Source organism: Planomonospora antibiotica (assembly GCF_014647955.1).
Classification (GTDB): domain Bacteria; phylum Actinomycetota; class Actinomycetes; order Streptosporangiales; family Streptosporangiaceae; genus Planomonospora; species Planomonospora parontospora.
Map to the genome: position 1 here is coordinate 72,553 of NZ_BMQE01000018.1, position 26,082 is coordinate 98,634.

The 26,082-nt window shown below is 73.3% G+C and carries 20 protein-coding genes and 1 pseudogene; 13 read left to right on the forward strand and 8 right to left on the reverse strand.

Annotated features, from left to right (window positions below):
• Positions 1-43: 43 nt before the first annotated feature.
• Complete coding sequence (locus IEZ06_RS18200; protein WP_189237897.1) at positions 44-2,404, forward strand: serine/threonine-protein kinase; 2,361 nt, start codon at positions 44-46, stop codon at positions 2,402-2,404.
• 99 nt (positions 2,405-2,503) lie between these two features.
• On the opposite strand, the gene IEZ06_RS18205 is transcribed toward IEZ06_RS18200, so the two are convergent.
• Entirely contained in the window at positions 2,504-3,178 is a 675-nt protein-coding gene (locus IEZ06_RS18205; RefSeq protein ID WP_189237898.1) for a hypothetical protein, read from the reverse strand.
• 148 nt (positions 3,179-3,326) lie between these two features.
• On the reverse strand, positions 3,327-4,037 hold the full coding sequence (locus IEZ06_RS18210) for an ABC transporter ATP-binding protein (RefSeq protein ID WP_189237899.1): 711 nt from the start codon (positions 4,035-4,037) through the stop codon (positions 3,327-3,329).
• A gap of 102 nt (positions 4,038-4,139) precedes the next feature.
• Between IEZ06_RS18210 and IEZ06_RS37225 the strand changes: the two genes are divergently transcribed.
• A complete protein-coding gene (locus tag IEZ06_RS37225) occupies positions 4,140-4,994 on the forward strand; it encodes a DivIVA domain-containing protein (RefSeq protein WP_189237900.1) in 855 nt (284 codons plus the stop codon).
• Between the two features lie 57 nt (positions 4,995-5,051).
• Here IEZ06_RS37225 and IEZ06_RS18220 read toward each other — a convergent pair whose 3' ends face one another.
• On the reverse strand, positions 5,052-5,546 hold the full coding sequence (locus tag IEZ06_RS18220; RefSeq protein ID WP_068895123.1) for an Lrp/AsnC family transcriptional regulator: 495 nt from the start codon (positions 5,544-5,546) through the stop codon (positions 5,052-5,054).
• Positions 5,547-5,741: 195 nt separating this feature from the next.
• Between IEZ06_RS18220 and IEZ06_RS18225 the strand changes: the two genes are divergently transcribed.
• The 8 genes and pseudogenes from IEZ06_RS18225 to IEZ06_RS18260 all read left to right on the forward strand — a co-directional run bounded on the left by IEZ06_RS18225 (position 5,742) and on the right by IEZ06_RS18260 (position 15,300).
• Positions 5,742-7,175, forward strand: coding sequence for a gamma-aminobutyraldehyde dehydrogenase (locus IEZ06_RS18225; RefSeq protein WP_189237901.1), 1,434 nt, complete (start codon positions 5,742-5,744; stop codon positions 7,173-7,175).
• A gap of 25 nt (positions 7,176-7,200) precedes the next feature.
• Positions 7,201-8,321 (forward strand): annotated as a pseudogene (locus IEZ06_RS18230) (ABC transporter ATP-binding protein).
• Between the two features lie 8 nt (positions 8,322-8,329).
• The gene (locus IEZ06_RS18235; protein WP_189237902.1) at positions 8,330-9,571 is read left to right on the forward strand and encodes a polyamine ABC transporter substrate-binding protein; all 1,242 of its coding nucleotides are present in this window, start codon (positions 8,330-8,332) and stop codon (positions 9,569-9,571) included.
• A gap of 7 nt (positions 9,572-9,578) precedes the next feature.
• Complete coding sequence (locus tag IEZ06_RS18240) at positions 9,579-10,430, forward strand: ABC transporter permease (RefSeq protein ID WP_189237903.1); 852 nt, start codon at positions 9,579-9,581, stop codon at positions 10,428-10,430.
• Positions 10,427-11,260 carry an ABC transporter permease gene (locus tag IEZ06_RS18245; protein WP_189237904.1) on the forward strand — a complete coding sequence of 278 codons (834 nt, stop codon included), beginning with the start codon at positions 10,427-10,429 and terminating at the stop codon, positions 11,258-11,260. The genes IEZ06_RS18240 and IEZ06_RS18245 overlap by 4 nt, the downstream gene beginning before the upstream one ends.
• 197 nt (positions 11,261-11,457) lie before the next feature.
• Positions 11,458-12,852, forward strand: coding sequence for an NAD(P)/FAD-dependent oxidoreductase (locus IEZ06_RS18250; protein WP_189237936.1), 1,395 nt, complete (start codon positions 11,458-11,460; stop codon positions 12,850-12,852).
• A 163-nt stretch (positions 12,853-13,015) separates the two neighbouring features.
• Positions 13,016-13,903 carry an alpha/beta hydrolase gene (locus tag IEZ06_RS18255; RefSeq protein WP_189237905.1) on the forward strand — a complete coding sequence of 296 codons (888 nt, stop codon included), beginning with the start codon at positions 13,016-13,018 and terminating at the stop codon, positions 13,901-13,903.
• A gap of 197 nt (positions 13,904-14,100) precedes the next feature.
• Positions 14,101-15,300: a DUF418 domain-containing protein gene (locus tag IEZ06_RS18260; protein ID WP_189237906.1), complete on the forward strand. Its 1,200-nt coding sequence runs from the start codon at positions 14,101-14,103 to the stop codon at positions 15,298-15,300.
• A gap of 27 nt (positions 15,301-15,327) precedes the next feature.
• Here the strand turns inward: IEZ06_RS18260 and IEZ06_RS18265 are convergent, their stop codons facing one another.
• Complete coding sequence (locus IEZ06_RS18265; protein WP_189237907.1) at positions 15,328-17,208, reverse strand: propionyl-CoA synthetase; 1,881 nt, start codon at positions 17,206-17,208, stop codon at positions 15,328-15,330.
• A 233-nt stretch (positions 17,209-17,441) separates the two neighbouring features.
• Between IEZ06_RS18265 and IEZ06_RS18270 the strand changes: the two genes are divergently transcribed.
• On the forward strand, positions 17,442-18,011 hold the full coding sequence (locus IEZ06_RS18270; RefSeq protein WP_229798308.1) for an RNA polymerase sigma factor: 570 nt from the start codon (positions 17,442-17,444) through the stop codon (positions 18,009-18,011).
• Complete coding sequence (locus tag IEZ06_RS18275; protein ID WP_189237908.1) at positions 18,011-18,691, forward strand: hypothetical protein; 681 nt, start codon at positions 18,011-18,013, stop codon at positions 18,689-18,691. Before IEZ06_RS18270 ends, IEZ06_RS18275 begins: the two co-directional genes overlap by 1 nt.
• A 53-nt stretch (positions 18,692-18,744) precedes the next feature.
• On the opposite strand, the gene IEZ06_RS18280 is transcribed toward IEZ06_RS18275, so the two are convergent.
• From IEZ06_RS18280 to IEZ06_RS18295, 4 genes are all read right to left on the reverse strand, one after another.
• On the reverse strand, positions 18,745-19,242 hold the full coding sequence (locus IEZ06_RS18280) for an NUDIX domain-containing protein (RefSeq protein ID WP_189237909.1): 498 nt from the start codon (positions 19,240-19,242) through the stop codon (positions 18,745-18,747).
• A 153-nt stretch (positions 19,243-19,395) separates the two neighbouring features.
• Positions 19,396-20,367 (reverse strand): zinc-binding dehydrogenase, encoded by a 972-nt coding sequence (locus IEZ06_RS18285; protein ID WP_189237910.1) that lies wholly within the window; start codon positions 20,365-20,367, stop codon positions 19,396-19,398.
• Between the two features lie 127 nt (positions 20,368-20,494).
• Positions 20,495-23,458 carry a PEP/pyruvate-binding domain-containing protein gene (locus IEZ06_RS18290; RefSeq protein ID WP_189237911.1) on the reverse strand — a complete coding sequence of 988 codons (2,964 nt, stop codon included), beginning with the start codon at positions 23,456-23,458 and terminating at the stop codon, positions 20,495-20,497.
• Between the two features lie 140 nt (positions 23,459-23,598).
• Positions 23,599-24,543, reverse strand: a complete 945-nt coding sequence (locus IEZ06_RS18295; RefSeq protein WP_189237912.1) for an endonuclease/exonuclease/phosphatase family protein — start codon at positions 24,541-24,543, stop codon at positions 23,599-23,601.
• Between the two features lie 265 nt (positions 24,544-24,808).
• Between IEZ06_RS18295 and IEZ06_RS18300 the strand changes: the two genes are divergently transcribed.
• A complete protein-coding gene (locus tag IEZ06_RS18300; protein ID WP_189237913.1) occupies positions 24,809-26,035 on the forward strand; it encodes an MFS transporter in 1,227 nt (408 codons plus the stop codon).
• Positions 26,036-26,082 lie beyond the last annotated feature (47 nt).

The following is a 26,082-nucleotide window of genomic DNA, read 5'->3' on the forward strand; positions in this document are numbered from 1 at the left end:
CCCGCCGTACCGACTCGAGACCGCACGACGCCGGGAGACGCACATGCCGGGACCGCGACCGCCGCGTCCGGACGATCCGGTCCGGCTGGGGGAGTACCGCCTGCTCGGCCGCCTGGGCGAGGGCGGGCAGGGGGTCGTGCACCTCGGGGAGTCGCCCTCGGGGACGCGGGTCGCGATCAAGGTCCTGCACGCCCACGTCGCCGGTGACCCCGATGTCCGCAGGCGGTTCCTGCGCGAGGTGGAGGCGGCCCGCCGGGTGCCCCCGTTCTGTACGGCGCGCATCCTGGACGTCGGCACGGCCGGTGACCAGCCGTACGTGGTGAGCGAGTTCATCGACGGCGAGTCGCTGGAGCAGCGGGTCGGCTCGCGAGGGCCGCTCGATCCGCGCGACCTGGAACGGCTCGCGATCGGCACGGCCACCGCCCTGGCGGCGATCCACCGCTCCGGGATCGTCCACCGCGACTTCAAGCCCGCCAACGTCCTGCTCGGTCCCGACGGGCCGCGGGTGGTCGACTTCGGCATCGCGCGCAGCACGGACATGGCCACCACGTCCGTCAGCGTGATGGGCACCCCGCCGTACATGTCGCCCGAGCAGCTCTCCGGAGGGCGGCTGGGACCGCCCTCCGACCTGTTCAGCTGGGCCGGGACCATCCTGTTCGCCGGGACGGGCAGGACGCCGTTCGGCCGTGACGTCGCCCTGGCGGCGCTGATCTACCGGATCCTCCACCAGGAGTGCGACCTCACCGGCCTCCCGGCCGGCCTGCGGCCGGTCGTCGACCGGTGCCTGGCCAAGGCGCCCGAGCACCGGCCCACGGCCGAGGAGGTCCTGCTGGCGCTGATCACCGGTGACGGGGCGGTGCGTTCCGGTACGGCGGCGCCCGCCGGAGGAGACCTGCTGAGCACGGCCATGGGACGGCTCGGGCAGCCGCCTCCGCCGACCGGGCCGTCTTCGCAGGGACGGCCCCCGCAGGGCCCGGTCGTGCCGGTGGGCGCACCGCCGCCGTCGGCCTGGCAGGCCTTCCCGCCGGGGGCGCCGCCGTCTCCGCCGACCGGGCCGTCCTCTCCGCAGGAGGCATTCGGCCAGGGGTCGTTCGGCGCGGAGCCGCCCACCGGTCCCTCCTGGACCGCGCAGCCGCCCACCGGTCCCTCCCGGATGGCGGAGCCGTCGTCAGGCGGCGGGGGCCCGACCGCGCCGGCGGAGGGCGCCTTCCCCGCGGCGCCGCCCACCGGCCCCTTCCGGGGCGCGGAGGCCCCGCCGGGCGGGCTCTCCCGCCGGAGCCTGCTGATCGGCGGAGGGAGCGCGCTGGTCACCGGTGCGGTGACGGCGGCCGCGATCCTGCTCCCCCGCTATCTGCGGGAGGGGGCCGGGCCGGTCACCTCCTCGCCCGGCCCGGATCCGAGGGCCGCGAGCACCCCGCCCCCGTCTCCGTCGGCCTCTGCGGCGACCTCTGCGGCCTCGGCCGGGCCGACGGCGTCTGCGGCCGCCGCCACCCCGAGCCCGTCCCGGCTGATCCCGTCGGGTCCGGGCGAGCCGCTGGTGCTGCGGAACGGCAACCTGGTGCAGGGCCTCGCGATCTCCGCCGACGGCCGTACGGTGGCCGCCGGCTGCTGGGACGGCAAGGTCCGGCTGTGGAAGGTCCCGGCCGGTGAGGTGACCGCCGAACTGGACGACCGGGAGTTCTACGTCCAGGGGGTGGCGCTGAGCCCGGACGGCCGGAGGCTGGTCAGCGTCGGCGGGGTGCGCGACACCGAGGCGCACGTATGGGACGTGGCCTCCGGGCGGCGCGTCGGGAAGCCGGTGGTCGGCGCCTTCTTCGCGGGGTTCAGCCCCGACGGGGAGCGGTTCGTCACCGGCAGCGGATTCGAGTGGGTCCGGCTCTGGCGGACCTCCGACCGCCGGCAGGAGGGCGCCTCAATGCGCCACGGCCAGCTGGTCGCCGGTGCGGCGTTCAGCCCCGACGGGCGGCTGCTGGCCACCGCCGGATGGGACCGCGCGGTACGGCTGTGGCGTACCTCCGGCAAGGCCGCCGGAGTGCTGGACGGCCACAAGGACCAGGTCAACGCCGTCGTCTTCCTCGACGGCACCACCCTGGCGAGCGCGGGCTACGACAAGGTGGTGCGGGTCTGGGACGTGGCCTCCCGGAAACCGGAGGGACCGGTGTTCAAGGGGTCCGGTTCGACGGTCAACGGCCTGGCGTGCAGCCCCGACGGGACCGTCCTGGCCGCCGGGACCGACGAGGACGGCGTCTGGCTGTGGGACGTCGCCACCCGCCGGAGCCTGCGGCCGCCCCTGCCTCTCGGCCAGGTCCACGCGGTGGCCTTCAGCGGCGACGGGCTCGTCCTGGCGGTGGCCGCCGGCAACGACGTGCTGCTGTACGACGTCGGCGGCCTGCGCCCCGCCTGAGGGGTCGCCGGGAGCTGCGCGGTCGCCGGGCGCGGTCAGGACCGGGCTTGATCAGGAGCGACCGCGGTCAGGGCCGGGCGTGGTCAGGAGCGACCGCGGTCAGGGCCGGGTACGGCGGAGCCGCGCGTAGGCGAGGGTGCCGGCGGCGGCCCAGAAGAGGGTCGCGGCCGTGACCGGGAGCAGGACCGTGTCGAGGGTCCCGGCGTTGGCGGCGCGCATCCACGGCATGATCGGGACCGCGAACCCGGCGGCCGGGGTGAGGCTGAGCAGCAGCAGACCCAGGTAGCCGCCGAACAGCGCCAGCATCGAGGCCGCCGGGGAGGACAGGATCGGCCTGCTGGTCAGCGCGCCCAGGGCGGTCCCGGCGCTCAGTCCGATCAGGTGCAGCGCCGCCCCCCTGGCGAGGTCGCCGGAGGACGGGAGGACCGCGAAACCGTGGAGCAGCGGCAGCGCCACCGCGATCGCCGCCAGGCCGAGGTTGACGGCCAGCGCCGCGAGCAGCCCGGCGCGGACCTCCCGGCCGGGTCCTCCGGCCGCCGTCATCGAGACCACCCGCTGGGCGGCGGGCTCGGTGTCGAGCAGCCCCCGGGCGGCCCAGGCGAAGACGACGATCAGCAGCCCGGCCGAGTCGGCGTAGGAGGCCAGCTGCTTGCCGTCCGGGACGACCGTCGAGTAGAAGATCAGCATCATCGTGAACAGCGCGAGCAGCGGTTGCAGCAACCGGTGGGACCTGGCGTAGGCGGCCAGCTTGAACCGGGTGAGGGCGACGGTCACCGGGCGCTCCGAGGGGTGCGGGCGGTCGTGGGGGTCTTCTCCGGCCTGCGGCGGTCCTGTTCCCGCCGGGTGACGCGGGTCGCGGCGGGGGGCTCCCCCGGACCGTGGCGGTCCCGCCTCCGCCGAGGGGCGAGAGGGCCGCGGGCGCTCAGGAGATCCGCCTGGTGGTGTGGCCGTCGGCGCGGAGCTTCTGCTCGAGCTCGTCGGCATCGGCGGCGTCCACGGTCACCTCGATGACCGCCCGGCGCGACCGCTCCCCGTCCCGCGTGGTGACCGTGCCGTCCGTGACCAGCCAGCGGCCGGCGCCGGGGAAGTCGCGCAGTTGGTTCTGGTGGTCGCTGACCACGACCGCACCGCCGCGGGCGGCGATCTCGCCGATGATCACGGGAAGCTCGTCGCGGGTCGGCTCGTCGAGACCGGCGAAGGGCTCGTCCAGGATGAGCAGGCCGGGCGGGGCCAGCAGGGACTGGATCAGGCCGATCTTCTGCGCGCTGCCCTTGGACAGGTCGCCGAGCGGCCGGTCGAGCAGGTGGGTCGCGTCGAGCCGCTCGGCGAGCGCCGTACCGGAGGCGGGGGAGACGCGCCGGACCCCGGCCATGTGGGCGAGGTAGGCCGAGACGGTGAACGGCTGGTCCACCGGGAACACCTCGGGGGCGTATCCGACGACGGCGGGCCGCTCGGCGACCGAGCCCCGGGACGGCGGGACGACCCCGGCGAGCAGGCGCAGGAGCGTGGACTTCCCCGCCCCGTTGCGCCCGGTGACCTCGACGACGGACCCGGGGTGGAGGGAGACCCCGACGTCCCGCAGGATCCAGGGACCCCGGCGGGAGTAGCGGAAGGACACGTCGGAAAGCCGCATAGGCCCGTCACCCTACCGCCGGGCCTCGCCTTGCGGGCCCTCGTCCCGTCAGAATGGGGATCACACGAGAACGCCGTATACGGGGACGGAAAGGATGCGGGGTTGAACCGCTTTCCACGGGTGCTGGGCGTGCGCTACGGCTATGACCCGGACCAGGTGGACGCGCTGATCCACCGGATCGAGAGCACCCTCGGCAGGGGCGCGCCGACCGACGCGCCGATCACCGCCGACGAGATCCGCGAGGCCCGTTTCCGGGTGAAGCTCGGCGGTTACAACGAGACCGCGGTGGACTACGCGCTGGACGCCTTCATCGTGGCGGTGGAGACGCTCGCGGCCGGGGAGCGCGCGGTGGAGGCGCGTACGGCCGGTCACCACCCGGCCGAGGTCCCGGCGGAAGCGGAGAACGGCCCGCCGGACGGGACGCCGGACGAACAGGAAGCCGCCGTCGCCCCACCTGTCTCGGCCGCGGCTCCGCCTGCCCCGCCCGCTCCGCCCGCGGTGGAGGAGACGGCGACGGCTGCGCCGGCCGTCCAGGACCCGGAACGGGCCCGGACGCAGGACCCGGAACGGGGCCCGGAGCAGGACCGGGTGCAGGGCCCGGAACGGGACCGGACGCGGGACCCGGAACGGCGTCCGGGCGTCGAGGGGGATGGAGGACCGGGTGGTCCGGGAGGCGGGGAGCCCGTTCTCTCCGGGGAGGAGGAGGCCGCCAGGATCGAACGGGTCGCCTTCCGGGCGGGACGGCTGGGCATGGGCTACGACGAGGGGGAGGTGGACGTCTTCCTCGACCGGGTCGCGGCCACGCTGCGCGGGACCACCGACCAGCCGGTCACCCCCGACGACGTGCGCGAGGCCAGGTTCAGCACGGTCGTCTTCCGGCCGGGATACGCGGTGAGCCAGGTGGACGACTTCCTGCACGAGCTCGTCGGCGTCGTGGAGCGCCACCTCGGCCGCTGAGCGGCGGGCGTCCGGGCGCGTCCCGGGAGACCCGCCCGCGGGCGCCTCAGGAGACCGTCAGCGGGTGCCCCAGGAGTAGGTCTGCTTGTGGAGCTTGAGGTAGACGAAGGTCTCGGTCGCGCGGACGGTGGGGATGGCGCGGATCTTGCCGAGGATCTCCAGGAGGTGCTGGTCGCCCTCGCAGACCACCTCCACCATGACGTCGACGGACCCGGCGGTCAGCACGACGTAGTCGATCTCCTTGATGGCGGAGAGCTCGTCGGCCACCGTCTCCAGGTCGCCCTCGCACTTGATGCCGATCATGGCCTGGCGGGGGAAGCCGAGGGTCAGCGGGTCGGTCACCGCGACGATCTGCATGACGCCCGCGTCGAGCAGGCGCTGGACCCGCTGGCGGACCGCGGCCTCGGACAGGCCCACCGCCTTGCCGATCGCCGCGTACGGCTTGCGCCCGTCGCTCTGCAGCTGCTCGATGATCTGCTTGGAGATGTCGTCGAGCACGACGGGGCCGGGCCTGCCGTCGTGGTCGCGGCGGACCTTCGGTGGCGTCGTCATGCGCGCGCTCCCTCGCGTCTGGACTGCGGGGCTGTCGCCGTCGGGTTGCGGCTTCGATGCGACATGTTGTCAGCTATCGGCCTTCTGTCAAGCGATTCCGTAGCAATTTGGTATCTTCGCAACGAAATCCCTTGTCGTGATATCCCGGCTCTGTAAGAGTCGCGACAACTCAGCCCCCTTCACAGGAGGTCAACGGTGACCACCCGTCTGCAGAACTACGTCAACGGTGAGTTCGTGGACGCCAAGAGCGGCCGATTCTCCGACGTCATCGACCCGTGCACCGGGGAGGCCTACCTCCAGGCGCCGGTCTCCGGGGCGGAGGACGTCGATCAAGCCTACGCCGCCGCGGCCGCCGCGTTCGAGTCGTGGAGCCAGACCACCCCGGGCGAGCGCGCGAACCTGCTGCTCAAGGTCGCCGACGCGATCGAGGCGCGGGCCGGGGAGCTGAACGAGGCCGAGTGCCGCAACACCGGCAAGCCCCTGGCCCGGATGGCCGAGGACGAGACCCCGGTCGCCGCCGACCACTTCCGCTTCTTCGCCGGTGCCGCCCGCACCCTGGAGGGGCCGACGTCCGGCGAGTTCCTCGCCGACCACACCTCCGTCATCCGGCACGAGCCGATCGGCGTCGTGGGCCAGGTCACGCCCTGGAACTACCCGATGATGATGGCCGTCTGGAAGATCGCCCCCGCGCTCGCCGCCGGCAACACCGTGGTGCTCAAGCCGTCCGACACCACCCCGGTCTCCACGGTCAAGCTGGCCGAGATCATCGGCGAGGTCCTGCCGAGGGGCGTCTTCAACGTGGTCGTCGGCGACCGCGAGACCGGCGCCCTGGTCGTCGGCCACCCGGCCGCGCAGATGGTCGCGATCACCGGTTCGGTCGGCGCGGGCATGGCGGTGGCCAAGACCGCCGCCGAGGACCTCAAGCGGGTCCACCTGGAGCTCGGCGGCAAGGCCCCGGTCGTCGTCTTCGACGACGTCAAGGACCTGAAGGCCGCTGCGGAGTCCATCGCCACGGCCGGCCTCTACAACGCCGGGCAGGACTGCACCGCCGCCTGCCGGGTGCTGGTCCACGAGGACGTCCACGACGAGTTCGCCGCCGCGCTCGCCGAGGCCGCCGCGAACACCCGGACCGGCGATCTGTCCGACACCGAGGCCCTGTACGGTCCGCTCAACAACGCCCTCCAGCTGGAGCGCGTCGCGGGCTTCTTCGACCGGCTCCCCGGCCACGCCAAGGTCCTGACCGGCGGCCACCGGATCGGCGACCGGGGCTACTTCTTCGCCCCCACCGTCGTCGACGGCCTGCAGCAGGACGACGAGATGGTGCAGCACGAGGTCTTCGGCCCGGTGATCACCATCCAGACCTTCACCGACGAGGCCGACGCGGTGGCCAAGGCGAACGGCGTAAAGTACGGATTGTCTGGTTCGGTGTGGACCTCCGATCACGGCCGGGCGATGCGGATGTCGAAGCGGCTCGACTTCGGAGTCGTGTGGGTCAACACGCACATCCCGTTCGTCTCCGAGATGCCCCACGGAGGGTTCAAGCACTCGGGCTACGGCAAGGACCTGTCGGTCTTCGGCCTGCACGACTACCTCCGGGTCAAGCACGTCATGCACTACATCGGCGAATAGCCGCGAGACAGAGGGACAGCCTGGTATGACCGAACCCCAGGCGGGCACGGAGGCGGCCGCGGCCGCCTCCGACGCACCCCAGGTGCCCGCCATCGAACTCGACGGAGTCGTCAAGGAGTACCTCGCCCGCGGTGAGGTCGTCCAGGCGGTCAGGGGAGTCACCCTGACGATCGCCGAGGGCGAGTTCTTCTCGCTCCTCGGCCCCTCCGGGTGCGGCAAGACCACCACCATGCGCATGATCGCCGGCTTCGAGGAGCCGTCGCGCGGCACGGTGCGGCTGCACGGCCGGGACGTCACGGACGTCCCGCCCGACAAGCGCGACGTGAACATGGTCTTCCAGTCCTACGCGCTCTTCCCGCACATGAACGTCTGGGAGAACGTCGCCTTCGGCCTCAAGCGCAAGAAGGTCCCCGCGGCGGAGATCACCCGGCGGGTCGGTGAGATGCTGGAGATCGTCGACCTCACGGGCCGCGAGAAGCGCCGTCCCAGGGAGATGTCCGGCGGCCAGCGCTGGTCAACCGGCCCCGCGCGCTCCTGCTCGACGAGCCGCTCGGCGCTCTGGACCTCAAGCTCCGCCAGGCCATGCAGATCGAGCTCAAGCGCATCCAGCGCGAGGTCGGCATCACGTTCGTGTACGTCACCCACGACCAGAGCGAGGCGCTCACCATGAGCGACCGCATCGCCGTGATGAACGACGGCCTGGTCGAGCAGCTCGCCGGGCCCCGGGAGATCTACGAGCGGCCCGCCACCGCCTTCGTGGCCGGGTTCATCGGCACCTCCAACCTGCTGCGCGGCACCGTGGACCGGGTCGAGTCCGGCTCGGCGGTCCTGCGGCTGGGCGAGGAGGGCCGGGTCCTGGTCGCGGAGGCCCCGCACCGGGCCGGGGACGCGATCGCGGTCACCGTGCGCCCCGAGAAGATCACGATCTCCACCGAGGAGCCCGCCGGGGGCGTCAGCGCCGTGCGCGGGACCGTGTCCGAGGTGGTGTACCTGGGCCTGTACAACAGTTATGCGGTCAGCCTCGCCGACGGAGCCGAGGTCACCGTGTTCCAACAGAACGCGCTGGACAGCACGAGTACGGCGGAGCGTGGCGACGCCGTGTGGCTGTCGTGGCAGCCGCACCACTCGTACGCGATCGGAAGTTGAGCCCCCACATGGACCCCCGCACCACCCCCGCCTTCCTGCGCGGCATGACGCAGAGCCGCTCCGTGACCCGCCGCGACGCCTTCCGGCTGGCCGGGCTGTCGGCCGCGGGCCTGGCCCTGTCGGCCTGCGGCGTGCAGGGCAAGAAGGCCGCGCCGCCGAAGAAGGACGCCGTCGCCGACTACTGGGCGTCGAAGAAGAAGAACGGCACGCTGCGCTTCGCCAACTGGCCGCTCTACATCGACAAGGACGGCAAGAAGTACCCGTCGCTGGAGCTGTTCACCGCCGACACCGGCATCCAGGTGACCTACGCCGAGGCCATCCAGGAGATGCCCGCCTTCTTCGGCAAGATCCAGCCGCAGCTCGCCGCGGGCAACGACATCGGCCACGACCTGATGGTGCTGACCAACAGCATCCAGCTCAACCGGGCCATCGCCCTCGGCTACCTGGTCCCGCTCGACCACTCCAAACTGCCGAACTTCGCGGCCAACGCCGGCGCGCGCTTCAAGAACCCGGTCTGGGACCCGGGCAACACCTACACGGTCCCGTGGGCGGGCGGCATCACCGGCATCGCCTACAACCCCAAGTACGTCGACGAGGTCACCAGCATCGAGGACCTGTGGAACCCCAAGTACAAGGGGAAGGTCGGCATGATGAGCGACACCCAGGAGGTCGCGAACTTCGGCCTGTTCGCCCTGGGCATCGACCCCGACAAGTCCACCGAGGCCGACTGGCGCAAGGCCGGGGACAAGCTCCGGCAGCAGCGCGACGCGGGCCTGGTGCGCAAGTACTACGAGAACGACTACGTCGACGCGCTGGTCCGCGGCGACGTGTGGATCACCATGGCCTGGTCGGGCGACGTCTTCCAGCAGGTCGCCGAGGGCAAGGACCTGAGGTTCGTGGTGCCCGCCGAGGGCGGCACGATCTGGACCGACAACATGTGCATCCCCAAGACCGCGCAGAACCCGGTGGACGCGCTGACGCTGATGGACTACGTCTACCAGCCGAAGATCGCCGCGATGCTGGTGGAGTACATCAACTACATCGCCCCCGTCCCCGCCACCAAGGACATCCTCGCCGCCAAGGCCGCCACGGAGAAGGGCGAGGACAAGGAGTTCCTGGAGCAGGTGGCCGCCAGCCCGATGATCTACCCCTCCGACGCCGACATGGCGAAGCTGCGCTCGTACAAGGTGCTGAGCCCCGCGGAGGAGAAGGTCTTCGAGGACATCTTCCAGCCCATCACCCAGGGCTGAGCACCGCATGAAACGCCTCACCCCCTACCTGCTCGTCCTGCCGGGCGGCCTCTGGCTGGCGGTCTTCCTGGTGGTGCCGATGGTCTTCATGGCCTCGGTCTCCACCCAGGAGGGCGACCTGGTCAACGGCTTCGCCCAGACGTTCAACGTCGGCGTCTACGGCGACGTGCTGAGCCAGTACGGCACGCAGTTCCTGCGCTCGGCCGGGTACGGCCTGGCCGCCACGGCCCTGTCCATCCTGCTGGCCTACCCGGTGGCCTACTGGATCGCGTTCCGGGGCGGCGCCCGCAAGTCCACCTACCTGCTGCTGGTGCTGCTGCCGTTCTTCGTCTCGTTCGTGCTGCGCACGGTGTCGTGGAAGTTCCTGCTCGCCGACGACGGCATCCTGCTGGCGCCGCTGAAGTCGGCGGGCCTGCTCCCCGGGGACTTCCACGTCCTGCAGACGACCGCCGCGGTGATCGGCGGGCTGGTCTACAACTACCTGCCGTTCATGATCCTGCCGATCTACGTGGCGCTGGAGCGGGTCGACCCCCGGACGGTGGAGGCGGCGCAGGACCTGTACGCCTCCCGGCGCGAGGCGTTCACCAGGATCGTGCTGCCGCTCTCGCTGCCCGGGGTGTTCGCCGGGGTGCTGATGACGTTCGTCCCGATGACCTCGGACTACGTCAACGCCGCCATCCTCGGCGGGCCGGAGAACACGATGATCGGCAACATCATCCAGACCGAGTACCTGGTCAACAACGACTACCCGACCGCGGCCGCGCTCTCCTTCACGCTGATGGCGGCGATGCTGGTCGGCATCTTCGCCTACGCCAGGGCGCTCGGGACCGAGAACGTGCTGGAGGCGGCGGCCCGATGAGCGCGAGCGAACCCGAGAGCGCGGGCAGGGCGCGGACGAGGCCGCGGGGCCGGGCCGGCGACCGGCTCCTGCGGGTCTACGTCTGGCTGGTCATCGCCTGGCTGCTCCTGCCGATCGCGGTGATGATCGTCTTCGGCTTCAACGACACGCGGAGCAAGTCCAACGTGAGCTGGCAGGGCTTCACCGCCAAGTGGTGGGGCCGCCTGGACGAGTACCCCCAGCTGCTCGACGCGGTGGACTACTCGCTGAAGATCGCGTTGCTGAGCGTGCTCGTCACCACGGTGCTCGGCACGCTCATGGGCCTGGCCCTGGGCCGCCACCGGTTCCGCGGGCAGGGCGCGACCAACCTGATGATGTTCGCCGCGATCTCCTCGCCCGAGCTCGTCATGGGCGCCTCGCTGCTCTCGCTGTTCATCAGCACCGGGGTGGAGACCGGCTTCTGGACCGTGGTGATCGCGCACGTGCTCTTCTCGCTCTCGTTCGTGGCGATCACCGTGCGGGCCCGGGTGGTCGGCATGGACGCCTCGATCGAGGAGGCCGCCCGCGACCTGGGCGCCTCCGCCTGGACGACGTTCTGGCGGATCACCTTCCCGATGATCCTGCCGGGCGTCGTGGCCGGCGCGCTGCTCGCCTTCGCGCTCTCCGTCGACGACTTCGTCATCACCCAGTTCACCACCGGCGGGGACGTCCAGACGTTCCCGCTGTGGATCTGGGGCGCCACCCGGATCGGGGTGCCGCCGCAGGTCAACGTCATCGGCACGCTCATCTTCGCCGCGGGCGTCGCGATCGCCGTGCTCAACGCGGTGACCGCGCGCCGGCGCGGCACCTGACCACGCCGAGGCCCCGCGTCCCCCTCCTGCGCAGGAGGAGGAGGCGGGGCCTCGGCGCATCCGCGCCCGTGACAGGGCCCCGGCACGGAACAGGGAGGCGAGATCGGAATCAGGCGGGGGGAACCCGCGTGTGATCCCCCCAGATCACACGACACCACATACGAGAAGGACCTGACTCACGTAGGGAAGTGAGATCTGTGGATCCGCTGAAGGCTCTTGCTGATGCGGAGCGCAAGCCGTACTGGCTGGACAGTCCGGCGAAACCCGAGCCGCGACCGCGGCTCACCGGAGACACCACCGCCGATCTCGCGGTGGTCGGCGGCGGCTTCTCGGGGCTGTGGACGGCCCTGATGGCCAAGGAACGCGACCCGTCGCTCGACGTGGTCCTGCTCGAAGGACGCAGGATCGGCTGGGCGGCCACCGGCCGCAACGGCGGCTTCGCGATGGCGACCCTCACCCACGGCATCGCCAACGGGCTGGAACGCTGGCCCGAGGAGGTCCGGACCCTGGAGCACCTGGGCCTGCGCAACCTCGACGAGATCGGCGAGACCGTCGAACGGTACGGCATCGACTGCGGCTACGAGCGCACCGGCGAACTGCACGTGGCGACCGAACCCTGGCAGCTGGAGGAGATGCACCGCAACGCCGAGACCGCCCGCGAGATGGGCGTGCGGTTCGACGTGATGGACGCCGCACAGGTCAGGGTGGAGGTGGACTCGCCCACCTACGTCGGCGGCATGTGGGAGCGCGACGGCTGCGCGATGCTCGACCCGGCCGCCCTGGCGTGGGGCCTGCGCCGGGCCTGCCTGGAGAAGGGGGTGCGCATCCACGAGCGCACCCCGGTCCGCCACATGCGGGAGACCCCGACCGGCATGGAACTGCTGACCCGGGACGGCACCGTCAGGGCGCGCGCGGTCGCCCTGGGCACCGGCGTCTTCCCGCCGCTGCTGCGGCGGCTGAAGCACTTCGTGGTCCCGGTCTACGACTACGCGCTGGTCACCGAGCCGCTCTCGGCGGAGCAGCTGGCCTCGATCGGCTGGCGCAACCGGCAGGGCGTCGGAGACTCGGCCAACCGGTTCCACTACTACCGGCTGACCGCCGACGACCGCATCCTGTGGGGCGGCTACGACGCGGTCTACTACAACGGCGGCAGGATGAGGCAGGAGTACGAGCAGCGCGACGCGACCTTCACCACGCTCGCGGAGCACTTCTTCACGACCTTCCCCCAGCTGTCGGGCCTGCGCTTCACCCACCGGTGGGGCGGCGTCATCGACACCTGCAGCCGCTTCAGCGCCTTCTACGGGCGCTCGCACGGCGGGCGCGTCGCCTATGCCGTCGGCTACACCGGCATGGGCGTCGGGGCGACCCGCTTCGGCGCCAACGTCATGCTCGACCTGCTGGCCGGCCGGCAGACCGAGCGGACGCGGCTCCGGATGGTCCGGGAGAAGCCGATCCCCTTCCCGCCGGAGCCGGTCCGCTCGGCCGGGATCCAGCTGACCCGCTGGTCGATCGCCCGGGCCGACCTCAACCAGGGCCGCCGCAACCTCTGGCTGCGGACCCTGGACCGGATGGGCCTGGGCTTCGACTCCTGACCGGGACGGGTCCGGCTTCCGGATGCGGGGTTCCGCACGGGTCCGGCTTCCGGATGCGGGGTTCCGCACGGGTCCGGCTTCCGGATGCGGGATCCCGCACGGGACCCCGTACGGCCCGCGCCTCCGGCTCGCGCCGGGAGGGCGGGCCGTACAGACTGGGGAGATGACCGAGAGGGTTGAGTTCACCGCCGACGGCGTCACGCTCGTCGGCGACCTGCGGGGCCCGGGAGGGCCGGGGCCGCATCCGGCGCTGGTCCTCACCGGGCCGTTCACCGGCACCCGCGACCAGGTCACCGGCCGGTACGCCGCCCGGCTGGCCGAGGCGGGATACGTGACGCTGGCGTTCGACCACCGCAACTGGGGCGAGTCCGGCGGGCAGCCCCGCTGCGACGAGGATCCGCAGGGCAAGCTGCGCGACCTGCGGGCCGCCGTCTCGCTGCTGCGGGCGCGGCCCGAGGTGGACGGCGGCAGGATCGGCGCGGTCGGGATCTGCCTCGGCGCGGGCTACGCGCTGAAGTTCGCCGCGTTCGACCCCCGGGTGCGGGTCTTCGCCGGGATCGCCGGGGCCTACAACAACCCCTACACGATGCTCGCCGGGATGTCGCCCGCCGGATACCAGGAGGCGCTGGCCTCCTTCGCCGAGGTCCTGGAGCGCCAGGACCTCGGCGGCCCGGTGGAGTACATCCCGGCCGTCGCGGAGGAGGGCGAGGCGGCGATGCCGGGAGACGAGCCGTTCGCCTACTACGGCACCTCCCGCGGAGCCTCGCCGCACTGGCGCAACGAGGTCACCCGGGCGTCGGTCCGCGAGCTGATCACCATGGACAACATGACCGGCGCCGACTTCCTGGGGCCCCGTCCCGGGCTGATCGTGCACGGCGTCGTCGACCGGTTCTGCTCGCCGGAGGGGGCCGAGGAGGCCTACAAGCGGATGGAGGGGCCCAAGCAGCTCGTCTGGCTGGACACCCGGCTGCACATCGACCTCTACGACGCCGAGCCGTACGTCACCCGGGCCGTCGACGCGGTGACCTCCTTCCTCGCCGACCACCTCTAGCGGGCCGGGCCGGGGCGGGCCGCGCGATCCGGTGCGCGGCAAGCCGGGGTCCGCCGGAGGCCGGGGTCCGCCGAAAGTCGCGGTGCGCCGGAGGCCGAGGACCGACGAAGGCCATGGGCCGTACATCCATCGGTGTACGGCCCGGATGGGTCCGTACGACGATGTCCGGCGCCGCTGCGGCCGGGATCGTGGAGGGCATGACGAGTCAGCGTATCGACGCGCTCGACGTGCTCCGCGGAGTCGCGATCATGGGCACGCTGGGCACCAACATCTGGATCTTCACCAGCCCCGCCGGGCCGGCGGGGGCCCTCGCCGCGCTGGAGCCGGCGGGCGTCCTGGAGACCCTCCTGCGGTTCCTGACCAACGGCAAGTTCCTGGCCCTGCTCACCCTGCTGTTCGGGGTCGGCCTGGAGCTGCAGTACCGCTCGGCGCGGCGGCGGGGCACGCCCTGGCCCGGCTGGTACCTGTGGCGGGCGGCGCTGCTGTTCGCCGAAGGGCTGATCCACTACCTGCTGATCTTCGAGTTCGACGTGCTGATGGGCTACGCCGTGACCTCGATGATCGTCGCCTACCTGATCGGCCGGAGCGACCGCGCCGTCCGGTGGTGGATCATCGGCGTCGGATCGGCGTTCACCGCGGTGGTCGGCCTGCTCACCGCCGCGCTGCTGAGCGCGCCGGAGCAGCAGGCGGGGCCGGCGGACGGGCCGGTCACGCTGTTCACCGAGGGGAGCTACCCCGACCAGGTCGCCGCCCGGATCGAGTCCTTCGCCTTCTACCGGCTGGAGGCGGTGTTCATCGTCCCGCTGGGCATCGTGCTGTTCCTGCTCGGCTCGCGGCTGATGCGCGCCGGGGTCTTCGAGGGTTCGGAGCGGGGTACGCGGCTCCGCCGCAGGCTCATGCACCTCGGGTTCGGCGTCGGCGCGCCGCTGAACCTGCTCACCTCCTTCGCCGGGGAGGGCTGGTTCCTGGTGGACCGCTACCTGCTGCCGCCGCTGGTGGCCCTCGGTCTGCTCGCCCTGGTCACGACCGTCGCGCACCGCCTGTCCGGGACTCCGGGCCTCCTGCGCCGCGGCCTGACGGGCGTCGGCCGGACCGCGCTCAGCTGCTACGTGCTGCAGAACCTGGTGGCGGCGGCGCTCTGCTACGGCTGGGGACTCGGCCTGGCCGCGCGCCTGGCCGACCAGCGGCCGTGGTGGCCGGTGGCCGCGTGGGCGGGCATCTGCACCCTGTTCACCGTCCTGGCCGCGCTCTGGCTGCGCCGCTTCGACCGGGGACCGCTGGAACTGGTCTGGCAGTGGGCCTACCGGGCGCCGCAGCGGTCCCGGAGGTCCGGCGGATCCGGTGGTCCCGGCGCGGACGGCGCCGAGCGGTCCCGCGACGCGGTCCGGAGCCCGTGAGCCTCGGCCTGCGGGTCTCACGGCGCCTCAGGACCGGCGGGGCGGGGCGATGACCGGCCGGAGGGCGTCCAGCACGGCGGGGTCCTCGATCGTCGAGGGCGCCGGCTCGTCGGCGCCCTCGGCCATGCCCCGCATGGTCTTGCGCAGGATCTTCCCGGACCGGGTCTTCGGCAGCGCCGGGACCACGTCCACCCGCTTCAGCGCCGCCACCGCCCCCACCTCCTCCCGCACCGCCCGGACCAGCTCGGCCCGGAGCGCCTCCGGGTCGGCGTCCACGCCGCTCTTGAGCACCACGAAGCCGCGCGGCACCTGGCCCTTCAGCTCGTCGGCCACGCCGATCACCGCGCACTCGGCCACCGCCGGGTGCGCGGCCAGCACCGCCTCCATCGACCCGGTGGAGAGCCGGTGCCCGGCCACGTTGATCACGTCGTCGGTGCGGCCCATCACGTACAGGTAGCCGTCGGCGTCCCGGTAGCCGCCGTCGCCGGTCAGGTAGTGGCCGGGGAAGGCCGACAGATAGGACTTCACGTAGCGTTCGTCGTCCTGCCAGAGCGTGGGGAAGGCGCCCGGCGGGAGCGGGAGCCGGATGCAGATCGCGCCCTCCTCCCCGGGGCCGCACTCCGACCCGTCGGGGCGGAGCACCCGCACGTCGTAACCGGGCACGGGCACCGTGGGGGAGCCGGGCTTGACCGGCATCGGCTCCAGGCCGCGCAGGTTCGCCGCGACGGGCCAGCCGGTCTCGGTCTGCCACCAGTTGTCGATCACCGGGACGCCGAGCCTCTCCGCGGCCCAGCGGTAGGTGTCCGGGTCCAGCCGCTCCCCGGCCAGGAACAGCGTCCGCAGCGACGAGACGTCGTGGGCGCCCAGCAGCGCCGCGTCCGGGTCCTCCCGCCGGATCGCCCGGAACGCCGTCGGCGCGGTGAACAGCGCGTTCACCCGGTGCTCGGCGACCACCCGCCAGAACGCGCCCGCGTCCGGCGTGCCCACCGGCTTGCCCTCGTACAGCACTGTCGTCGCGCCCAGCAGCAGCGGGCCGTACACGATGTAGGAGTGGCCGACCACCCAGCCGACGTCGGAGGCGGCCCAGAACACCTCGCCGGGCCGCACGCCGTAGACGTTCTTCATGCTCCACAGCAGGGCCACCGCGTGCCCGCCGTTGTCGCGGACCACGCCCTTGGGCGGGCCGGTGGTCCCGCTGGTGTAGAGGACGTAGAGCGGGTCGGTCGCCCGCACCGGCACGCACCCGGCCGGTTCGGCCCGCGTGGAGGCCCAGTCGACGTCCCGGCCCTCGACCAGCTCCGCCGGGGCCTGCTCGCGCTGGAGGATCACGCAGTGCTCCGGCCGATGCTCCGCCAGGTCGAGCGCGGCGTCCAGCATCGGCTTGTACGGCACGATCCGCGTGGGCTCGATCCCGCAGGAGGCCGAGACGACGACCCGGGGCCGGGCGTCGTCGATCCGGACCGCCAGTTCCTTCGGCGCGAACCCGCCGAACACCACCGAGTGCACCGCCCCCAGCCGCGCGCAGGCGAGCATGGCGACCACCGCCTCGGGGACCATCGGCATGTAGACCACCACCCGGTCGCCCCGGGCCACACCCAGGTCCCGCAGGACCCCGGCGAAGCGGGCGACCTCCTCCAGCAGCTCGGCGTAGGTGATCCGCCGGCACGTCCCGGTGACGGGACTGTCGTACACCAGCGCGATCCGCCCGCCGTGCCCCGCCTCGACGTGCCGGTCCAGCGCGTTGAAGCAGGTGTTCAGCTCCCCGTCGGGGAACCACCGGTAGAACGGCGGGTCCGCGTCGTCCAGCACCCGCTCCGGAGCCCTGCCCCAGGCGACGGCCCGGGCGGCCTCTCCCCAGAAGCCCTCGGGATCGGCGATGCTGCGGGCGAAGACCTCGGCGTACGGCATCCCGCCATCATGCATCGCCGCTGGCGCTCGGTCGAGGAGCCTTCCCGCGGCCGTCCGTCGTCTTACGGCGGCCTGACGGAGAGGGGCTGGCGGAGGACACGCTCAGAGACGGCACCTGCACTGAACGAACCATGCGCAGGACCGTTCCGGGTCTGTGCCGCAGCGTGTAACGCTTCGGCCGCCTCCTTCCAAGCAGAGGTGTATTCGGGAGGACGAGGAAGGGAGCACGACCGGTGCGCCTCAGACGAAGCGGGCCGGTGGAGATATCCATCGACCCCGAGGCTTTCGAAGCCTTCTACCGGCGCCACATCGAGACGGTCACGAGGTTCCTGGCCCGCCGGGTCGACGACCCGCACACGGTCGCCGACCTGGTCGCCGAGGTGTTTCTCGCGGTGCTCGACTCAGCGCACACCTACCGGCCCGACCTGGGCAGCGAAGTCGGCTGGCTGTACGGCGTGGCGCGCAACACGCTCTCCGCGGAACGGCGCCGGGCGACACGCGAGCTGCGGCTGACCGACCGCGTCAGCGGGCGCCGGCGCCTCGACGGGGACGATCTGGCACGTATGGAGGAGCGCTTGGACGCCGGGAGCGCGGCCCGGCGGGCCTTCCAGGCCATGGCCGAGCTGCCGGACGGTGAACGTGCCGTGCTGGAGCTGATGGTGGTCGACCAGTTGTCGCTCACCGAGGCCGCCGCCGCTCTCGGCATCCGGCAGGGGACCGCCCGGGTCCGGCTGCATCGCGCCCGCCGCCCCCTACGCGAGGTTCCCGGTGTCGTCCCGCCCGTCGTGATGGAAGGACTGTGATGAACTTCGAGGAGACGCTGCTCATGGAGCTCAAGGAAGAGATCGGTGCACGGGCGGTGCGAGCCCGCAGCCGCTCGCGACTGCGACGCCGTCTGCTGGTGGGTGCCGGGGCGACCGGGATCGCGGCGGCGCTGATCATCGTGCCGACGGTCACCGGCACGGAGAACCCGGCCTACGCGGTGGCAAGACAGGCGGACGGGTCGATCACGGTCAAGATCAATGAATTCCGGGATCCCGAACTGCTGGAGCGGGACCTGGCCGCTCTCGGAGTGAGGGCCGAGGTCCGCTACAGCCCGCCTGGCAAGACATGCTCAAGGGATTTCGCCGGTGCGGACCCGAAGATTCCCTGGAAGGAGCTGACGAGCACGGATCCGAAGGTGAAAGCCGAGGTACGGCGGAAGCTGGACGGCTCTCCCTCGGCGCGGGCGTTCGACCTGGAGAGAGGAGGAAGCATCCGCATCTTCCCCGACCGCATCGGGCGGGAGCAGACGGCGGTCATGGAGGTCGCGGAGAACTCCGATCAGACATCGGGCCCGGAGAAGCCGCGGACGCTCTGGTCGTTCTCCTTCGAACTGGCGAACGGACCGGTCGGCGAGTGCGTGCTCGAAGACCTCCCCGGGTGGAACGACATCGGCGACCCCGAGAAGAATCCAGAGGCGTTCCCCCCGGCGGGCAGCTGATCCGCCGGCTCCTGATAGCTGGTCCGGGTGCCGAGCACGGTCGCGCACCCGGATCACAGGCCGAGCGGCACGGGCCCGGCCGGGACCCCTCCGGTGATCAGCGCTGCCAGCGGGGTGGCAAGGTCGCGCGGTGAGAACAGGTCGGGGCCGCGGTAATCCGCGATCTCGGGCAGCCGCCACCAGCGGAAGCCGGTGAGGTTCTCGGCGGCGAGTTCGGCGTCGGACATCGCGCCGCGCGGATCGAACGACGCGGTGCGGATGAGGAAGTGGTCGTTGACCACGCCGTCGTAGCCCACCGCGTGCCCGGGTTCGACGACCTCCTGACGCCAGACGTGCGGCGGGTCGGCGTCGACGGCGAGTCCCACCTCCTCGCGCAGTTCCCGGCGCAGGGCGGCGAGGGCGGTCTCGCCGGGCTCGACGCCCCCGCCGGGCGCCGCCCACACGACGATCGTCCCGGCCGGCTTGGGGATGACGAACCGGCACAGCAGGATGCGGTCCTCCTCATCGAGGATGATCGCGCGGACCGAACGACGCAGACGCACCCGGGACATGCGCGCATGCTACCCGTCCGCCCCGGCCGGGACGATCTCCTGGAACCGGCCCCGCGGGACCGGCCGTTCACGCCCCCGGCCTGTTTCCGACGGTCCGTCCGCGCCTCGTCGGGATCCGTTCCGGACGGCTCCCGACGAGGCCCGGGACGACGCTCAGACCACCAGCAGGGTCTTGCCGACCACGTCGCGGGCCTCGATCGCGGCGTGCGCGTCGGCGGCCCGCTCCAGCGGGAAGCTCCGCCCGACCACCGGCCGGAGGCGTCCCGCCGCGGCCTCGGCCAGCGCCCGTACGGTCAGCCGCTCCGCCTCCTCGGGCGCGAACTGCACGTCCCGGATGCCGCGCAGGCTCACCCCGCGTTCCCGCGCCTCCTCCGGGTCGATCTCGGCGAAGCCCCCGGTGGGCGCGCCGTGCGCGGAGAACCGGCCGCCGCGCGCCGTCACCCCGAACGCCTCACCGCCGATCCGCCCGCCGACCCCGTCGAAGACCACGTCGGCTCCGGCGCCACCGGTCAGCTCGCGCACCCGCTCCACCCAGCCCTCCTCGGAGGGGTCGACCACGGCCTCTGCGCCGAGCTCCCGGACCAGGTCCGTCTTCCGTGCGCCGCGGGCGGTGCCGATGACCCGGGCTCCCGCCGCGTGCGCCAGCTGGACGAGCAGGAACCCCATGCCGCCGCTCGCCCCGGTCACCAGCACCCGTTCCCCTGCCCGGACCTGCGCCGCCTCGAAGACGCCCAGCGCGGTGACGCCGTCGTGCACGAGGGCCGCGGCGTCGGGCAGGTCCAGGCCGTCGGGCACGGGGACCAGCGCCTCCACCGGGACCGCCGCCCGCTCGGCGTAGCCGCCCGCCGCGCCGGTCTTGGCGACGACGCGCCGCCCGGTCCAGGCGGGGTCCACCCCCTCCCCGGTGGAGAGCACCCGCCCCGCGATCCCTCCGCCCGGCACGTACGGCGGCCGCACGTCGAAGTACCCGCCCATCTCCCCGCCGCGGATCTGGGTCTCCACGAACAGGGTGTCCACGACGGCCACGCCGACCACGACCTGCCCCGGCCCGGCGAGCGGGTCCGGAACCTCGCGCACCGCCAGCACCTCGGGCCCGCCGAACGCCTTCGCCTCGATCACTCTCATGGCCGCTCTCCTCACGTCGTGCCCACTCGCATCCGTCAGAAGCAGTCTCGAACCTCGACTTTGCTTGAGGTCAACCGGAAGTGACCGGCGTCACGCGGCGCCGACCGGGGCCGTACGGCGCCCCCGCTCAGGACGCGGCGGGCGAGGCGGAGACGGTGACCGTGCCGGAGGTGCCGTCCACGGTGATCTCCTGGCCCGTGACGATCCGCCCGGTCGCGCGGGCCACTCCGACGACCGCCGGGATGCCGTACTCGCGGGCGACCACCGCGCCGTGCGAGTTGGCCCCGCCCATCTCCATCACCAGGCCGCCCGCGGTCAGGAACAGCGGGGTCCAGCCGGGGTCGGTGGACGGGCAGACGAGGATCTCGCCGGGCTCCAGGTGTGCGCCCACCGGGTCGAGGACCACCCGGGCGAGGCCGGTGACGCCGCCCGCCGAGGCCGGGGTCCCGGTCAGCGCGCCGTCCGCGGCGACGGCGGCGCCGGCGACCGCCTCCGGCTCGGTCCCATCGGACAGCAGCACGCGCGGCACGTGCCTGCGGCGGCGCTCGCGGGCGGCCTCCTCGCGCCGTCCGGCGACGAGCGCGCGCAGCGCCTCCGGCCCGGCGGACGGCCGGGATCCGCCCGGAGTCCGGATGCCGGCCGACGGCGCGGATCCGGCCGGCGCGTTCGCCCCGGCCGGGGCGCCGAGCCCGGTCGGCGCGTCGGGCCCGGTCAGGGCGGTGCGGGCCTCCCGCAGGGTCAGGAAGAAGACGTCGTCCGGGGATGCGAGCAGGCCGCGCCCGGCCAGCTCGCCGCCGACGGCGGCCAGCTCCGCGCGGGCCGCGGCCAGGGACGTGACCAGCAGGAACTTGGGGAACTCGCGCAGCCCGCCCAGCGCGCGGGCGCGGCCGAGGGCGAAGCGCACCACCCGGCCCCGCAGCCCCCCGGCCCGGGCCGCCAGACCCTCCACCACGGCCTCCGCCTCGACGGCGCCCCGGGCGAACTGCACGTCGGGGGCCAGGGCCGGGTCGTCCAGCCGCAGGTAGTTGGCCAGCACGCCGATGACGTGCGCCGGGTCCTCCGACCAGCGGGGCACCCCGAGATCGATCTCGGCGACCGCGCGCACGCCGTACTCCCGCAGGAACTCCCGCAGGCCCTCCTCCACCACGGCGGGCAGCGCCCCCGCGTGGAAGCGCGCGGCGAGCTCGGCGGCGGGGGTGCCCAGGAGCAGGGCGGCAGCGGGGGCGTCCCGGCGGATCCGGGCCGCCAGGTGCCACAGGGCCAGGTCCATCTCGGTGGTCACGTTGCGCGGCAGGCCGCGCAGCACGGTCGGGAGCTCGCCGGGGCGGGCGCGGCCGCCCAGCAGCCGCACGGCCAGGCCGAACATGGCGAACCCGGCCAGCGGGCCCGGAGCCACCTCCGGGACGAGCCGGAACGTCCAGCGGCTCAGGATCAGCTCGGCCCGGTCGAGGCGCTGGAGCGCGGTGGCGTCCGGCGGGGAGGCGAGGTGCGCCCGCAGAGCCGACTCGGTCGCCCGTGCGTGCCGGTGCGCGCTCTCGGGCCGCAGCAGCGCCCGCAGCGCGCGCGGCAGGACCCGGTGGCGGCCCGCGACCCGCAGGACCCGGCGCAGGGCGGGGCGTACGGACCGCCGGGTCACGCCGAACCGGGGATCGGCCGCCAGGGTCCGCAGAACCACCGCCGACCTGGCCTCCATCACGTCGAGCACCCGGGGGAGGAGGGCCCGGCCCACGCGGCTGCGCATGATCCCGGTGACGTCCAGGAAGAGCCGCCCGCCCGCCTCGGCGAACCGCGGCGCCCCGGCCCGGGGATCGGCCACCGGATGGCCCAGCAGGCCGAGCGCGGCCGACGACATCAGCCGGAAGGCCGCCATGCCCATCGGGGTGATCGGCTGGTGGAGGCCCTGGGCGAGGCTGAGGCAGACGTGGATCCGGAGCCCGTCGTCGAGGTCGTCGGAGGCGCCCGCCGCCTCGTCCGGACCGGCGTGGCGGGGGATCGGGTGCAGGGTGGTGATCGGGCGCGACTGGGTGAGCCAGAGGGCGCCGCCCGGGTCGACGGCCCACTCGATGTCCTGCGGCGCCCCGTAGTGCCCCTCGACCCGGTCGCCCAGCTCGGCCAGGGCCCGGACCTGCCCGTCGGTGAGGCAGAACGCGCCCCCCGCCCCGTCCGGGGTCTCCTCCGCCGCCGGGCGCGCCACCCCGGTCGCGATCCCGTTCATCCCGCCCGCGGTCCCGCCCGCCGTTCTCCTGCCGGCCGTTCCGGACGCCGCCCTCTCGTCCGCCGTTCCGGACGCCGCCCTCTCGTCCGCCGTTCCGGCCGCCGGGGTCTCGACGCGCTCGACGCCGCCGCCCGCCAGCGACCGTACGGCCAGCCGCTTGTCGCCCGCCCGCCGGTCGGTGATCCGCCCGGTCGCGATGTCCACCGTGAAGCGGTCGGGGTTGACCGCGCCGGAGACGACCGCCTCGCCCAGCCCGGGAGCGGCGTCGATCACCGCTTGGCGGCGCCGCCCGGTGACCGGGTCGGCGGTGAACATCACCCCGGCGACCTCGGCCTGCACCATCTCCTGGATCACGACGGCCAGCCGCACGCTGCGGTGGGCGATGCCGTTCGCCGCCCGGTAGGCGACGGCCCGGTCGGTCCAGAGCGAGGCCCAGCAGTGCCGGACCGCCTCCAGCACGGCCTCCGGCCCGACCACGTTCAGGAAGGTGTCCTGCTGCCCGGCGAAGCTGGCGTCCGGGAGGTCCTCGGCGGTGGCGGAGGAGCGGACCGCGACGGGGCCGTGCGCGCTGCGTCGTACGGCGTCGGCGACCTCCTCGGGGACCGGGGCCGAGAGCACGGCCGCGCGGGCGGTGCCGGCCAGCTCGGCCAGGGCCCGGGTGTCGGTGGGGGACGTCACCTCCAGGGCGTCGAGCACGGCCTCCAGCGCCCCGGACCGCCCGGTGACCCGGCGGTAGGCCTCGGTGGTGAGGCAGACGCCGGCCGGGACGGGGAACCCGGCCGCGGTGAGCACGCCGAGGTTGGCCGCCTTGCCGCCGACGAGCGGCAGCATCCCGGCGTCGATCTCCTCGAACCTCAGGACCAGCGGAATCTCCATGGCACGCCTCCTGGAAGCAACGGTAAGCCTGCCCCGCACAATAAATCAACAAGTGATGAAATATGGTCTTTTTGCGTTCTTCCAGGCGTGCTGGATCAGCGGAAGGGGCGGGGCGGGTTCCCGGAGGGCGGGGCGGTGGGTCAGGGCAGCCGCAGGTCGGCGAAGACCGGGCGGTGGTCGGTGCCCGGCAGCGAGTGCACGCTGAAGGCGTCCACCGCCATCCGGGAGTCGGCCAGCACGTGGTCGAGGGTGACGCCGGGGACGGGCTCCCAGCCCTGCTGCGGCCAGGTCGGTGTCAGTCCTCGCCCGGTGGCGTCGGCCGCGTCGCGGTAGCCGCTGTCCAGCAGGTCGCGCACCGGACCGTGGTCGAGGGTGGCGTTGAAGTCCCCGGCGAGCACCCGCAGCTCCCCGCCCGCGCGGGGCAGGGCCCGGAGCCCGTCGAACCAGCAGGGCACCTTGTAGTCGTAGCGCGGCGCGCACGGATGCACCGAGACGACCTCGATCCGGCGTCCTCCCGGGTGCTCGACCGCGGCCCGGGCCTGCCGGAACCTGCCCTCCTCGATCAGCGGCAGCTCGGAGAGGCGGTACCGGGAGTAGACGCCCGATCCCCACACCCCGTTCTTCGAGCGGTCGACGGTGTGCGGGAGAAGCCTGCGCAGCCCGGCCGCCTCCAGGCGTGCGACCGCCTCCGGGGTGAGCTCCTGCAGTGCGAGCACATCGGGGTCGAGGGCCCGCACCAGCTTCATCAGGGCCGCGGTGTCGCCCGCGCCCACCGCCAGGTTCGCGGCGAGCACCCGCAGCCGCTGCGGCCCGGCGGGCGGGTCTCCGTCGGCGAAGTGCCGGGGGAGCACGGCCAGCGCGAGGACGAGGCTCACCACGAGGGCGGCGGCCGCCGCCGCCCGGCGGCGCAGCCCCAGGGCCAGCAGCAGCGGCGCCCCCGAGGCCGCGGCCACGTAGGGGGTGAACGCCACCAGCGCCACCCACTGCCACACGGGGGTCCAGCCGGTGACCCGGAGCACCGCCCAGCCCGCGAACGGCAGCAGCGCCGCCCAGACCAGCGCGCCCGCCCACCTCGATCGGATCATGGAGCGGAGCGTATCGGCCGCCCGTGCAGATTCCATGAAGATCCACCGCGGATCCGGACTATCCGCTGGCCGCGGACGATGAGCGAAGAGTCCGTTTCATGGCATAACATGACTCTCCGGTGCGTTGTGAACGCATACACGTAATGACCGCCCGGCGGCCGCCACCTGAAAGGGGCGGTATCTACCTCGGTCGAAGCCCACCATGACGGTGCGCTCCCGGGTCCGGGCCGCGTCCTCCGTCTGGAATCTCGACGGAGACGTCTCAGTGAAGTCCTACCTCGCGGTGCTCGGCACGCCCGGAGCCTGGCGGTTCCTCGCCCCCGCACTCGTCGCCCGCCTGCCGTACGCCATGCTGCAGCTCGGCATCCTGCTGCTCGTGGAGTGGTCCACCGGCTCGTACGGCGCTGCGGGCATCGCCTCCGCGGCCGCCGCCGTGGCGCAGGCGCTGATCGGCCCGCAGACCGGCCGCCTCGCCGACCGGTACGGCCAGGCGAAGGTGCTCGTCCCCCAGGTCCTCGCGCACGCCGCGGCACTGGGCGGCCTGCTGGCGCTCGCCGCCGCGCACGCGCCGGGCGCCCTGCTGGTGGCCGTGGCGGCCCTGGCGGGCGGTTCGATGCCGCAGGTCGGCTCCATGGTCCGGACCCGCTGGGCCCACGTGCTCGGCGGCTCGGAGGGTTCGGCGAAGCTGGGCACGGCCTTCGCGCTGGAGTCGATCACCGACGAGCTGACCTTCACCGTCGCCCCGGTGCTGCTGGTGGCGCTGTCGACCGGCTTCTCGCCCGTCTGGGCGCTGCTGGCGGCGCTGGTCATGGTGGTGGCCGGCACCCTGGCGTTCGCCGCGGTCCGCAGGGGGGCACCCGAGCCGATGCCGGTCCGGGTCCGCTCCCAGCACGGTGTGCTCCGGCTGCGCGGCGTGGCCGTGCTCGCGACCGCGTTCGTCGCGCTCGGCACGGTCTTCGGCAGCCTCCAGGTCGGCATCACCTCGACGACCGCCGCCCTCGGCCAGACCGGTGCCGCGGGCCCCGTCTACGGGACGTTCTCCGCCGCCAGCATGGTCGGCGGCATCCTCTACGGGCTCATCCGCTGGAAGACCGGGGCCGCGCACCGGCTGGCGGCCGCCGTCGGCCTGCTCTCCGCGGCGACGATCGCGCTCACCTTCGCCGGATCCGTCCCGGTCCTGTACGGCACGGCGGCCCTGGCCGGGTTCGTCATCGCCCCCGCGGTGATCACCGGATACACCCTGGTGGAGCAGCTGGTCCCCACCGAGGTCAGGACCGAGGCGTTCACCTGGCTCAACGGCGCGATCGGCCTGGGCATCGCCACCGGCGCGGCGGTGGCGGGCCAGCTGGTGGACCGGTTCGGCACCGGCTTCGCGTTCCTGGTCCCGCCGGTCACCACCGGCCTGGCCGCCCTGCTGGTCCTGGCCTTCCTGCGGCGCCTCGCCCCCGCGGGCGGCGCCTCCCCGGCCCGGGAGCTGGTCGCGGCCTCCTGACCGGATCCCGCGCAACGCCGCAGGGCCGTCACCCCCCACGGGTGGCG